The sequence below is a fragment of the Psychromonas sp. KJ10-5 genome (assembly GCF_055808325.1).
This window is the reverse complement of the sequence record NZ_CM147864.1, coordinates 942,798-955,352: the sequence shown is the minus strand read 5'-3', so window position 1 is coordinate 955,352 and position 12,555 is coordinate 942,798. Positions and strand designations below refer to the sequence as shown.

11 protein-coding genes are annotated in these 12,555 nt (G+C 38.7%); 4 read left to right on the top strand and 7 right to left on the bottom strand.

The genetic code is table 11. The annotated features are described in order from the left end of the window. The first annotated feature begins 48 nt into the window (after window positions 1-48). Window positions 49-1,599 (top strand): OpgD/OpgG family glucan biosynthesis protein, encoded by a 1,551-nt coding sequence (locus AC0L3W_RS04385; RefSeq protein ID WP_409439593.1) that lies wholly within the window; start codon window positions 49-51, stop codon window positions 1,597-1,599. 120 nt (window positions 1,600-1,719) lie between these two features. On the opposite strand, the gene AC0L3W_RS04380 is transcribed toward AC0L3W_RS04385, so the two are convergent. From AC0L3W_RS04380 to AC0L3W_RS04355, 6 genes are all read right to left on the bottom strand, one after another. Further along, the gene (locus tag AC0L3W_RS04380) at window positions 1,720-2,262 is read right to left on the bottom strand and encodes a GNAT family N-acetyltransferase (RefSeq protein WP_290039318.1); all 543 of its coding nucleotides are present in this window, start codon (window positions 2,260-2,262) and stop codon (window positions 1,720-1,722) included. Window positions 2,263-2,386: 124 nt separating this feature from the next. After that, entirely contained in the window at window positions 2,387-3,655 is a 1,269-nt protein-coding gene (locus AC0L3W_RS04375) for an ArgE/DapE family deacylase (protein WP_290039317.1), read from the bottom strand. 116 nt (window positions 3,656-3,771) lie between these two features. Further along, the gene (locus tag AC0L3W_RS04370; protein WP_290039316.1) at window positions 3,772-4,830 is read right to left on the bottom strand and encodes an extracellular solute-binding protein; all 1,059 of its coding nucleotides are present in this window, start codon (window positions 4,828-4,830) and stop codon (window positions 3,772-3,774) included. 22 nt (window positions 4,831-4,852) lie between these two features. Next, window positions 4,853-5,647, bottom strand: coding sequence for an ABC transporter permease (locus tag AC0L3W_RS04365; RefSeq protein ID WP_409439594.1), 795 nt, complete (start codon window positions 5,645-5,647; stop codon window positions 4,853-4,855). Next, a complete protein-coding gene (locus tag AC0L3W_RS04360; protein WP_290039314.1) occupies window positions 5,644-6,540 on the bottom strand; it encodes an ABC transporter permease in 897 nt (298 codons plus the stop codon). Before AC0L3W_RS04360 ends, AC0L3W_RS04365 begins: the two co-directional genes overlap by 4 nt. Before the next feature lie 2 nt (window positions 6,541-6,542). Continuing rightward, window positions 6,543-7,637, bottom strand: coding sequence for an ABC transporter ATP-binding protein (locus tag AC0L3W_RS04355; RefSeq protein ID WP_409439595.1), 1,095 nt, complete (start codon window positions 7,635-7,637; stop codon window positions 6,543-6,545). A 157-nt stretch (window positions 7,638-7,794) separates the two neighbouring features. On the opposite strand from AC0L3W_RS04355, the gene AC0L3W_RS04350 reads away from it, so the two are divergent. Continuing rightward, a complete protein-coding gene (locus tag AC0L3W_RS04350) occupies window positions 7,795-8,604 on the top strand; it encodes a helix-turn-helix transcriptional regulator (RefSeq protein WP_290039312.1) in 810 nt (269 codons plus the stop codon). A gap of 1 nt (window position 8,605) precedes the next feature. Here the strand turns inward: AC0L3W_RS04350 and AC0L3W_RS04345 are convergent, their stop codons facing one another. Then, a complete protein-coding gene (locus AC0L3W_RS04345; RefSeq protein ID WP_290039311.1) occupies window positions 8,606-9,532 on the bottom strand; it encodes a LysR family transcriptional regulator in 927 nt (308 codons plus the stop codon). Between the two features lie 156 nt (window positions 9,533-9,688). Here AC0L3W_RS04345 and AC0L3W_RS04340 point away from each other — a divergent pair, with 156 nt between their 5' ends. Continuing rightward, window positions 9,689-11,146: an NAD-dependent succinate-semialdehyde dehydrogenase gene (locus AC0L3W_RS04340; RefSeq protein WP_290039310.1), complete on the top strand. Its 1,458-nt coding sequence runs from the start codon at window positions 9,689-9,691 to the stop codon at window positions 11,144-11,146. 67 nt (window positions 11,147-11,213) lie between these two features. Then, window positions 11,214-12,503, top strand: coding sequence for a 4-aminobutyrate--2-oxoglutarate transaminase (gene gabT, locus AC0L3W_RS04335; RefSeq protein WP_290039309.1), 1,290 nt, complete (start codon window positions 11,214-11,216; stop codon window positions 12,501-12,503). Window positions 12,504-12,555: the final 52 nt, after the last annotated feature.

The following is a 12,555-nucleotide window of genomic DNA, read 5'->3' as shown; positions in this document are numbered from 1 at the left end:
GAAGTGTGGAAAACACGCACGTTTTAGAGTCAACTTATTGGAGTTTTTATGAAATCACAATTACTTGCCGTCATCATTATTTTTACATCAGCTTCTATCTCTATGCTGTCCTCGGCAGCAGAAGTGTTAGATGGAAGGGAGTTTACCTTCGAAGACTTAAAAGCACTTGCCAAAGAGGCTGCAAGCAAACCTTACTCTCCATCGGTCAACCCTGCCCCAGAGTTAATCGATAAAATGACTTATGACCAACACTGGAAAATAAGTTTTAAGAATGAAAAAACCCTCTACCCAAGTGGGAAAAATTCGCCCGTACAATTATTTTACCCCGGACGATATTTTCCAGACCCAGTGAGAATCTACATCAGAGACAATAAAAACTGGGTTCAATCCGTACCTTTTAACAATGAATTTTTTGATATGCCGGCTGATAGCCCAGCCCACGACCTACCTGAAGGCTTTGGATTTGCAGGCTTCAGAATCATGCGTCCGAAGATGGAGCCTGATTGGATATCATTTCTTGGTGCATCCTACTTTCGTACCGATGGTCCTGAAAGGCAATATGGGTTATCAGCCAGAGGTATTGCCATCAATACAGGCATGAGCCAACCTGAAGAGTTCCCGCGTTTTTCTGCATTTTGGCTTGGCCCTGCAGAACAAGAAGGAGAAAGCTTGTCGGTTTGGGCATTACTTGTAGGGCCTTCCATTACTGGAGCCTATCGTTTTGGCTTAAGTAAAGATAACAAAAATGCAAAAGGGCATATTACCTCTGTGAGCGCTAATTTATATATGCGTGCAGATGTTGAACGATTAGGCATCGCACCGTTAACCAGTATGTATTGGTACTCAGAAACCAATAAAACCATCGCTAAGGACTGGCGCCCTGAGATTCACGACAGTGATGGTTTGGCTATCCACACAGGTACAGGGCAACATATTTGGCGTCCACTAAATAACCCGAAGTCAGTATCCACCAATAGTTTTATCGATGAAAATCCAAAAGGATTTGGACTCATTCAAAGAGATCGTAATTTCAATCACTACCAAGACGACGGCGTATTTTACCATAAGCGCTCTTCAGCTTGGATTAAACCTCTTGGAAATTGGGGTAAAGGTGCCGTTCAATTAATCGAAATTCCAACAAAGGATGAAACCTTCGATAATATTGTTGCTTACTGGGTACCTGAGAAACCCGCTCGTAAAGGCGATGAGTTTAGTTTTTCCTATGATATTGAGTGGCGTCCACTAGATCCAAAATCACAAGCCTTAGCAAGTGTAGTCAGTACTCGACAAGGTTTAGGCGGAATTCCAGGGCAACCAATACCTGAAGACATCAATAAAATGGTCATTGATTTTGAAGGGCCTGTGCTGGAAGGGCTTGATCGAGACAGTGAGATTCAACCTATTGTTGAAGCCAGCAACGGTGAAATTCTAGAACCTATACGCGCTTACCCGATTGTCGGTACAAAACAATGGCGATTAACCTTTGACTATAAACAGGTTAATAAAAACCCGGTGAGTATACGAGCCTACTTAGCTGATAAAAAAGATCAAGCGATAACAGAAACGTGGGTAAGTGATGCAACAGTCACTATTAAATAAGCTCCATTCTATATGGCCAAAATGATATAAGATCATCTAATGTTTAATTTACGTGGCAGATTCATTCTTGAACTGCCACCATAAACATAATAAAACCTGAGCAATTCAATCTTTATCTGCTTAGCAATCAATCTCTGAATATTGCATAATTTGATTGGTTAAGTTGCTTTGAAAACTAACATAAAGTGCTTCTGTTAATTCTGGGTAAGACATAATGACTAGCGAATGTGGCTCAGTCTCATTACGATAGGATGGGTGGATATGCTCTTTATCGCTAACCACAAAACCAAGGCGCTGATAAAAGGCTTTACGCTTTTTAGAGACGGTATCCACGGGCGGATCTATTTCTAACAAAATGGTTTTATCTGCAACCTTCTTAAGGTGTTTTAAAGTACGAGTCCCTAAACTTTTCCCCCTTGCTAAAGGCGTAATAGCAAAATGCTCAATATAAATAAAATCTTCTTTATTCCACGTGAGTAAAATTCCTAACAGATCCCCTTCTACCTTTTTAATAACAATAAAATGGTATTCACTGTCAGTTAAAGCAGCGACCTGATCATACTTCGCTCTTCTTTCAAAAACCGGAAAGCTCTTTTCATAAATTGCAAAAGCTTTTTCAAAATCAGGATGATGCTTATCCTCTATTCTTTCGAACATTAACATAGTTTTTACCTTATTATCGCCAACAAAAACTCCCTGAGATGTTGGCTATGACTTTAATCAGAAACAGCCGATTAAGCACTATTTACTGCTGATGGCATAAGCATCTATAACTTATTACCATTAATTATATTTTCTCTAAACCACACCAGTTAGCAATAAACACAGCTAAGACCTGTGCAACTTGTACTGTGCTGTTAATAGATACTCGCTCATTAAAACCATGTATGTTTTCAGCAACAGGACCATAGCAAGTAGCAGGTGTGTTTCCATATAACTGAAAGAAACGTGCATCAGTTGTACAAGTTACAGCTAATGTTTCGCAATCTTTATTCGCGACAATGCGGTGTGCTTCTTTGATTGATACAATTAATGGAGCCTCTTCTTCGATGGCACAACCTTCAGCTTGGAAACCTGTATAACAAAGCTCAACCTTGATATCACTTGCAACATCCGCTTCGTTAATAGTTTGTTGTAATTTTTCTTTAACATATTCAAGCGACATTCCTGGATAAAAACCCACACGAAAATCAGCCTCACAATAACAAGCAACCGTTGAAGCCCAGTCCCCTCCTTGTACTTTACCAAGATTAAAATTGATAGGATGATCATGTCCGCTATAACAAGGATGACGATGCTCGTGTTTATTCCACTCTTCTTCTAATGCTTTTAATTTATTTGTCACCACGTATAGCGAATCAAATACGTTACTACCATTTGAAGTATCGAGTACGTGTGCAGGTTTACCTGTTAATTTTAACTGAAACCACATCACCCCTAATTGAGCAACAAGACAAGACTGCCCGAAAGGCTCAGGGATAACAGCCGCATCGGCAGTATAACCAGCATCTAGGCACGCTAGTGCGCCATTACCGGTACACTCTTCTTCTACTACGCTTTGTAAAATAACTTCAGCTGCAGGTTGATAGCCTAAATCTTTTAATGCTGCAAAGGCATTACAATAGGCAACAATTCCTGCTTTCATGTCGCCACTACCACGCCCATAAAACCAGTCGCCCTGTACATGTGGTGAAAAAGGATCAACTTCCCAAAGGTGACGTGGTCCAGTAGGAACAACATCCATATGGCCATTTAAAATAAGTGACTTACCCACTGTATTTTTAGGCTTATGAATGCCCACTACATTAACTCGACCATCAGTATCATGAGTCACTGGTGGCGAAAAACCTGGTAAGCTAGCCAATTTTTCAAGGTCAATAGTTACCTCTTCAACTTCGGTGCCTAACTCTATAAAGGTTTCTTTAATAATAGATTGCGCATGCTGTTCATTACCTAAAGTACTATCAGAAGACACTAAGTCAGTTAATTCATGAATAATATTGTCACGCCTATCTTCTACAGCTTTGAGGATTGCATTTAATAATGATTTATCCATTTTACTTTTCCCTATTGATGAATTAGACGTTCTTGCAAGGTAATTAGTGAAGAACCATTTTATAAATTGAAGTAAAGGTGGATTAACATCTCAGCTATTCCACCATACCAGCCAAACTATCTTAATAAGTTAGTCCATAAGCGGTCATATAATTTAACGACTTCAGGACTACATGGTGGTACAAATTGTGGTGTTGCAGTACCTTCAGGAAGGTTTAATTCATGCGCGCCTTTAAACTCTTTTACAAGGTAAGCGTCAGCACCTTTCACACCGGGTGTATAACCTGTGACATTAGAAATAGCGGCTGCATTTTCAGGGTCTAGCATAAAGTTTAAGAACAATTTTGCATTCTCAATATTTTTTGATCCTTTTAACACAACAAGGTTGTCGGCCCATGCTGTCATCCCTTCTTTAGGATAAGCATACTCTAAGGTTGGTTTTTCTAAACGTGCTTGCAATGCCATACCATTCCATGACATTGATGCGGCAGCATCTCCTGAAATCAACATCTCTTTTGCACCATCAGACGCAATACTTAACCAGTGTTCTTTCGCTTCGCTTAACAGATCATTTACTTCACTTAATTGTTGACGATTACTATTACAAATTTCATAACCTTTATAACGAAGTGCTGCATTAATGACTTCGTTCACATCACGGAATATGTTAATTTTGCCCTTAAGCTCCTCAGGTGGATTAAATAAAATATCTAAGGTATTAATATCACCATCGTACACTGCTTTATCAACGACAAATGACGTAGTACCAGCTTGGTAAGGTACTGAATATTGATGACCAGGATCATAATAAACATCTATTAATTCTTCCTTAACGTTACTAAAATTATCTAATTTAGACGCTTCGATATTTTCAAGTAACCCTTCATCAATCATAATTTTAACCATATAATCGCCCGGAACAGCGACATCATAGCCCGTAACGCCAGACTTTAATTTAGACAACAATGTTTCATTACTATCATATGTGTCGTAAGTTATCTTGATATCGTACTTTTTAGAGAACTTATCTAATACCGCTTGATCCATATAATCAGACCAGTTATAAATATTTAATTGCCCTGCAGCATTAGCTGCTGTTGCCCCTAATAAACTCGCCGTAACAGCCATTGCCAATACTTTTGCTTTATAGGGAAATATACCTTTTACTTTTAACATAATAGAACTCCTTTCATTTAGTTTATGTAGTACTTTTACTTGAACGATTGCACCACCAAGAGGCAGTAACAAACAAAATTGAAATCAATAATAAAATAGTCGATATAGCGTTAATTTCTGGTGTTAATCCAATGCGTAACATACTGTAAATGGTCATTGGTAAAGTGCTTGAGCCTGGTCCAGCAACCATATTAGCGACGATAAAGTCATCTAAAGAAACAACAAACGCAAGCATCAAACCAGAGACGATACCCGGCATAGCCATTGGCAAAGTAACATGACGGAATGCCTGCCAGCGTGAGGCGTATAAATCATAGGCAGCTTCATCAAAACTCTGCTTGATATCCTTTAGTCGTGTTGAAATAGGCAAGTACGCAAAAGGAATACAAAATACAATATGAGCTAATAAAATCGTTCCTAATCCCAAGGTCATATCGATAGCAATGAAGAAGATTAAACTTGCTACTGCCACTACAATCTCCGGCAGTAGCAAAGGTAAGTTGGTCACTCCCACGACTATTTTTTGCTTTCTTAATGGTGCACCTCTTAACATCCCCATCGCTGCAGCAAGTGCGATTAATGTCGCAATTGAAGAGGCTAAGACGGCGATTAATAAAGAGTTCATCGTGGCATTTTGAATAGCAGGGTTACTAAATGCTTTTATGTACCAATCAAATGTAAACTCTCCCCACGTAGTAATCGAACGTAACGAGTTAAAAGAATACAAACTAATAACGATAAGTGGCGTATACAAAATAAATAAACATAATATGGTGATTGGTTTAGTACCCGGGTAATAACTTATGCTGTGTTTCATTGTTGCTCTCCTTTTTTACGTAGAGAGAAAATCAGTAAAGTGATCAGTATGATGGTTAATAGAATAATCGCGATGGCTGCACCAAATGGCCAGTTACGTGAACCTTGGAATTGTAATGCAATCAAATTACCTATCATTAATTGTTTCCCACCTCCTAATAAATCTGGCGCAATAAATGAGCCAATTGAAGGGATAAATACCAATAAACAACCCGCATAGATACCATTCGATACACTTGGTATGAGTACATTTTTAAGTGCAGCCCAACGACTTGCATAAAGGTCATGTGCAGCAGTTAAAAGTGACATATCAAAACGAGACAACGCGGTATAAATTGGCAAAACCATAAAGGGCAAGAAGGAATAGAATAGTCCTAGTGATACGGCAAACGGAGTGTAAGCTAATTTGATAGGCGTATCGATCCAATCTAAGTACATTAAAAACTCATTGAGCGGACCTTGATCTCTAATAATGAATAACATGGCAATGGTACGTACTAATAAATTAACCCAGTAAGGGATAGTGATTGCAAATAACCATAAGCTTTGAGTATTAGCAGGCCTTGTGGCAATAAAATAAGCGGTAGGAAAACCAATCATAAAGCACAGTAAGGTGGCTATGGCGGCTTGTAAAAACGAACGTCCAAAAATCTCTAAGTATGCAGAAGTAAATTGTAGCTCTTCAGTTAAAAAATCTTCTTGAAATAAAAACTGTTTATAAGCATCTAATGAAAATACCCATTCCACTCCGCCGTATGTACCCGGTTGTAAAAATGAATAAACAAATACAATTGAGATGGGTATCAGTAGGAAAAAACCGATCATCAACATCGAGGGAGAAATCAGGCCATAACGCACTTTCTCTTCTTTTGATAATTTAAATATATTCAACATCCCTACCCCCTAATTAAACGAGCTGTAGATAGATCGAAACTAATATTTACTTTATCGCCCTGCTCAAAAGTCTTTTTCTCACTAGTAATATTTTGACTACGTATTAATAATTCACAGCCCGTATTAAGAGTCACAATATATTGTGTATCAGTCCCCATATAAATGCTTTGTTCAACAATCGCAGTGAGTGGGGTTTCTCCGGTGAAAGGGCCAATCGTAATACGTTCAGGTCTGATTGATAACTTTGCAGTTGGGCCTAAAAATAGTCGATTAAAGTAAGGTACCTGAATAACAGCACTGTCGTGGTGCTCTGTATCGTATGCCTGAATAGTGACATCAGCAGAATGTTCTCCTTTCTTTAACACATTAACGTTTAATAGATTTGTTTCACCAATAAAATCAGCTACAAATTCATTTACTGGCTCTTCATAAATTTCTGATGGTGTGCCTAATTGTTGTAAGTGCCCTGCTGACATGACAGCAATGCGATCCGACATGGTTAATGCTTCCTCTTGATCATGGGTCACAAATACAAATGTAATACCTGTTTGTTGCTGAATTTTTTTCAACTCTAAACGCATGTTTTGACGTAATTTAAGATCCAATGCAGAGAGAGGTTCATCTAATAATAATAATTTTGGTCTGGGTGCTAAGGCTCTCGCTAAGGCAACTCGTTGTTGTTGTCCACCAGATAATTGATTAGGTTTACGGTCAGCAAATTTTTCAAGCTGTACTAGTGCTAACATTTCGTCGGCACGTTTAACTCTTTCCGCTTTTGCAACACCTTGCATTTTTAAACCAAATTGCACATTTTCATGGACGGTTAAATGTGGAAAAAGTGAATAATGTTGAAATACAGTATTAATTGGACGTTTATTGGCTGGCAGGTTTTCTATTTTTTCATCAAACAACTCGATAACACCTGTGCTGGTTTGTTCAAATCCCCCTAATAGGCGCAATAAAGTCGTTTTCCCACATCCTGAAGGACCAAGTAGTGTAAAGAATTCTCCCTCTTGAATATCAAAAGATATTTCATTGAGAGCCTGAAAGTCTTTAAACTTTTTGGTCACTGACTTAAGCGATATTGCAGTCGTCATAATAAGTTCCTTTTTCAACTTTATTTAGCCATCAAACAAAAACATAACCCGAATATTATGGAATTAATCATAAAACTTGTTCAGTAAGGGGTATATAACCCCAGTGTGGTATGGTTTAATAAATATACATAATTTAATTATTTGATTAGGTAAAGGAATGCAAATAACCAGCAACCTGCAAAGCAAGCAAGATAAGGCATTAGGCGAGTTAGTGCGTCACTTGGATACCGCGAACTTTCCTGAAGCATTAAGTCACTTTGTAAGTAAGATTGTCACTTTCGATAACATGATCATCATTGCTTATCATAAAGATCACAATCCCGAAGGGTTATATCGAGAGAGCAATGATGACAACGTTTATAATCAAGTAGATAACTACTATGTTAAAGCGGCTTATTTATTAGATCCTTTCTATGAAGGGGTATTAGGAGGAATACAATCAGGTATTCATCGTATCTTTGATCTTGCGCCAGACCAATTCAAACAAACGACTTACTTCAAACAATATTACAGTAACACTACCTTAGTGGATGAATTTGCTCTGTTTTATGGGATTGCTCATGAAACAACCTTAACAGTCTGTTTTGGTAGAGATGAGAGTAGCGGCGTTCAATTTAGTAAAGGTGAGCTGAAAAGAATTAAATCCTACGAAACTATATTGTCAAGATTATGTGCATTCCATTGGCGACACTATAAACCTAAAGAGGGCATAAATATTGTCCTGCAACCAGTCACCCAACGCCTAAGAGCGACCTTAAAAGAACAACATGATATTAGTCTCAGTCCAAGACAAGCGGAAGTTGCGCTGTATATATTACAAGGCCATTCCTCGCTTTCGATATCCCTTAATTTAAATATTAGTAAGGAAACAGTTAAAGTATTTCGTAAACAACTTTATGCAAAATGTAATATCAGCTCACAAGCTGAATTATTTGCCTTATTGATGCCGATTCTCTCTTTATTGTAACTTAAACCTCATTAAAAACTCGGTTAAATACTTCGGTCAGTAATGCAACTTTATTAGCTTCACGGGGTGTTTTTTTAGCCACTAAAGATAAATTAAATGGGTAAGTTATCTCACTAGGGCGAATGATGCGCATCTCGCCTTGATTTAATTCCTCCTGAATATAACTTTGCGGCATAAACCCAATGTAACTTCCAGACATAATCATCGCTTTACGTGTATCAAATTGATACGACTTGGCCATTAGGTTTAATTTTTTCAATTGCTCACTACCAGAAGGCTCAATATCCACCCCAGGATGAATGGCAGGTACCTCAGCCAAATCAGCAGCACTAATTACAGTATCAACTTTATTAAAAAAAGGATGATCTTTACTGCAACATAAATAAACAGCCTCATCGGTAATATGTTGGTAGGTCAAGCCTTCTATTTGTTGATATCCAGGAAATAAACCAATATGTGCTTTATCTTTTAATAATGACTTTTCAATATTAGCGATAGGTTCACTGTCTAATACCAGGTGTAAGTTTGGTGAATCTTGATGAATTATTTTAATCACTTGAGATAATTTATTTTGCGTTGTTTGATTTAATTGGTCAGCACATAAAATGACTAACTCACCGCTTAATTCATTACTCAATGAGCCAACTAATAATGAAAAATCATTCAAGGAATCAAAGAGATTAATCACTGCGCGATAAACAGTGTGCCCATCCTCAGTTAAAGCAAAACCACCGCGGCCACGCAAACATAACTTCAGTTTCATACGTTCTTCAAGATTAGACATATGAATACTAATAGTAGAACGGGTGATCCCTAAAGCAGATTCGGCGGCAGAAAATCCTCCATTCTCGACCACAGAAACAAAGATCCGTAGTAAACGCAAATCATACTCTGCGATAGGTTTAGGAATTATCGACGACTTCTTCATAGTTTTACTCGCTTCAAACTTATTGTTTAAAGTTTTGTATTTAACCTTATTTTAAATTGTTATTCAATAAGCTCACAGAGCAAGTCTCGCCAATGAGACTAGTGGCCAGTTCAAACTGTTAAGCATTTTTAAACATATATAAGCTTGGAGATAACCATGAACGCATTACAAGATAAGCATTTACTCAAAACATTTTCCTACATCGATGGTAGTTGGCATAGCAGCGATTCATTCTTTAGCGTGACCAACCCAGCAACAGGCGAAGAACTTGCAAAGGTATGCAATGCTGGTGTGGCAGATACTAAACTTGCCGTAAAAGCAGCTAAAAAAGCATTAAAAAAGTGGTCGGCAAAATCAGCTAATGAGCGTTGTACTTTAATGCGAAACTGGTTCAATTTAATGATTCAACATCAAGATGACCTTGCACGTATTCTAACCTTAGAACAAGGTAAACCCTTTGCTGAAGCAAAAGGCGAGATTGGCTATGGTGCAGCATTTATAGAATGGTTTGCAGAAGAAGGCAAACGCGTTTATGGCGATACTATTCCAGGTCCATCAAGTGACAAACGTATTGTTGTTGTTAAACAGCCTGTGGGTGTTGTCGCTTCTATTACACCCTGGAACTTCCCTAATGCGATGATTGCACGAAAAGCAGCAGCTGCATTAGCGGCAGGTTGTACTTTTGTCGTTCGCCCAGCGGCATTAACACCACTTTCTGCACTCGCCATGGCTGAATTAGCAGAGCGCGCAGGTATTCCAGCAGGCGTATTCAATGTTGTTGCAGGTGATGACTCTAGAGGGATGGGTAAAGTGTTGACGCAGCATCCTGATATTGCAAAATTCACTTTCACTGGATCAACAGCAGTGGGTAAAACATTAATTGAACAATGTGCTTCAACGGTAAAAAAAGTATCAATGGAATTAGGTGGTAACGCACCTTTCATCGTCTTTGATGACGCAGATATTGACGCAGCAGTGCAAGGAGCAATGGCTTCTAAATACCGTAATGCAGGTCAAACTTGCGTTTGTACTAATCGAATTTTTGTACAACGTTCGGTATTAGAAGAGTTTACTGAAAAATTTAAAACAGCCGTTGCCAGTCTAAATATCGGTGATGGCTTAACAAAAGACGTAGACATTGGCCCAATGATTTCTTCAAGTGCAGTTGATGGCGTTGAGAAATTAGTAACCGATTCTGTTGCTTTAGGTGCTAAGGTTTTATTAGGCGGTCAACGAGATAGCGCAGGTAATACTTTTTACCAACCCACCATTTTAACTAATGTGACCAACCAAATGCCCATTGCTCGCGAAGAAATTTTTGGTCCTGTTTCTCCTATCATTGCATTCGAAGATGAAGATCAAGTGTTAGCAATGGCCAACGACTGTGAAGTCGGATTAGCCGCTTACTTTTATTCTCGTGATATTGGCAGAGTATGGCGTGTATCAGAAGGTTTAGAATACGGCATGGTTGGTATTAATGAAGCAATGATTTCTAATGCTGCAGCACCGTTTGGTGGTATCAAACAATCAGGTAGTGGTCGCGAAGGATCAAAATATGGTTTAGATGATTACTTAGAAATTAAATATTTATGTATGGGTGGTTTAGATAAATAAGCCAAGCAAACTCTCTGACAATACAAACTATAAATAGCCAAACTCTTTATCTATCAGGAAGATGAACATGACAAACAGCAGTTTACAAAGTAGAAAAACACAAGCCTTCGCACGTGGGCAAGGCAACATTTATCCAATATATGTAGAGCATGCTAAAAATGCTGAGCTGTGGGATGTTGAAGGTCAACGTTATATCGACTTTGGGACTGGAATTGCAGTCTGCAATACCGGCCATAGCCATCCCAAAATTGTTGAGGCCGCAAAACAACAGATCGATAAATTTAGCCATACATGTGTCATGGTTAATCCTTATGAAGTTGCAGTCACGTTAGCGGAAAAACTAACAGCAGCAGCACCAGGTAACTCACCTAAAAAAGCAATTTTTGTGACCACGGGTGCTGAAGCAGTGGAAAACTGTGTGAAAATTGCCCGCGCACATACTGGTCGTCGTGGTGTCATTGCTTTTAATGGGGGGTTCCATGGCCGTACGAATTTAACCATGGCATTAACAGGCAAAGTAACACCTTATAAAAATTTATTTGGTCCGTTCCCTTCTGATATTTTCCATGCGCCTTTTCCTATGGATCGTCATGACGTATCTGTTAAAGATTCACTTAAAGCATTAAACAACTTATTTAAGGTAGATATCTGCCCTACTGATGTAGCTGCTATCATTGTTGAACCCGTTCAAGGTGAAGGTGGTTTTTACGTGGCCCCACCTGAGTTTCTGCAAGCATTACGTGAGCTTTGTGACCAACACGGGATCATGTTAATTGCAGACGAAATTCAAACTGGCTTTGGCCGTACTGGTAAAATGTTTGCATTTGAGTATTCTGGTGTTGAACCTGATTTAATGACCATGGCCAAAGGTATTGCTGGCGGTTTCCCGATTTCAGCAGTTGTAGGTAAAAGCGAGATTATGGATGCACCACTGCCTGGTGGCTTAGGCGGTACTTATGGTGGTTCACCAGTTGCTTGCGCGGCTGCTTTAGCTGTTTTAGAGGTAATCGAAGAAGAAAACCTAGTACAACGCTCTGTTGAGATAGGTGATTTGTTTCATCAACGTTTAAGTCAATTACAACAACAGCATCCTGACGTCATTCTAGATGTCAGAAATCAAGGTGCAATGATAGCCATTGAGTTTGTTAAAAATGGTGATGCTGAACAGCCAAACACCGCATTAACCCAAGCTATTATTGCTAATGCTGCTGAACATGGTTTAGTACTTCTTGCCTGTGGTTTCTACGGTAATGTTATCCGCTTCCTACCAGCATTAACTATTTCAAACGAGATTATTAATGAAGGTTTAGATAAATTTACTCGTTTATTTAATAGCGTGGTAGATAAAAATAGTTAGTTAAATTGCTCCTCTTCCTAAACCTATCCGCGGTATTCCCTGATAGGTTTTT

Bases quoted from the DNA above. Each gene is read 5' to 3' on its own strand.
- AC0L3W_RS04385 (WP_409439593.1), top strand. From the start codon at position 49: ATGAAATCACAATTACTTGCCGTCATCATTATTTTTACATCAGCTTCT.
- AC0L3W_RS04380 (WP_290039318.1), bottom strand. From the start codon at position 2,262: ATGTTAATGTTCGAAAGAATAGAGGATAAGCATCATCCTGATTTTGAA.
- AC0L3W_RS04375 (WP_290039317.1), bottom strand. From the start codon at position 3,655: ATGGATAAATCATTATTAAATGCAATCCTCAAAGCTGTAGAAGATAGG.
- AC0L3W_RS04370 (WP_290039316.1), bottom strand. From the start codon at position 4,830: ATGTTAAAAGTAAAAGGTATATTTCCCTATAAAGCAAAAGTATTGGCA.
- AC0L3W_RS04365 (WP_409439594.1), bottom strand. From the start codon at position 5,647: ATGAAACACAGCATAAGTTATTACCCGGGTACTAAACCAATCACCATA.
- AC0L3W_RS04360 (WP_290039314.1), bottom strand. From the start codon at position 6,540: ATGTTGAATATATTTAAATTATCAAAAGAAGAGAAAGTGCGTTATGGC.
- AC0L3W_RS04355 (WP_409439595.1), bottom strand. From the start codon at position 7,637: ATGACGACTGCAATATCGCTTAAGTCAGTGACCAAAAAGTTTAAAGAC.
- AC0L3W_RS04350 (WP_290039312.1), top strand. From the start codon at position 7,795: ATGCAAATAACCAGCAACCTGCAAAGCAAGCAAGATAAGGCATTAGGC.
- AC0L3W_RS04345 (WP_290039311.1), bottom strand. From the start codon at position 9,532: ATGAAGAAGTCGTCGATAATTCCTAAACCTATCGCAGAGTATGATTTG.
- AC0L3W_RS04340 (WP_290039310.1), top strand. From the start codon at position 9,689: ATGAACGCATTACAAGATAAGCATTTACTCAAAACATTTTCCTACATC.
- gabT (WP_290039309.1), top strand. From the start codon at position 11,214: ATGACAAACAGCAGTTTACAAAGTAGAAAAACACAAGCCTTCGCACGT.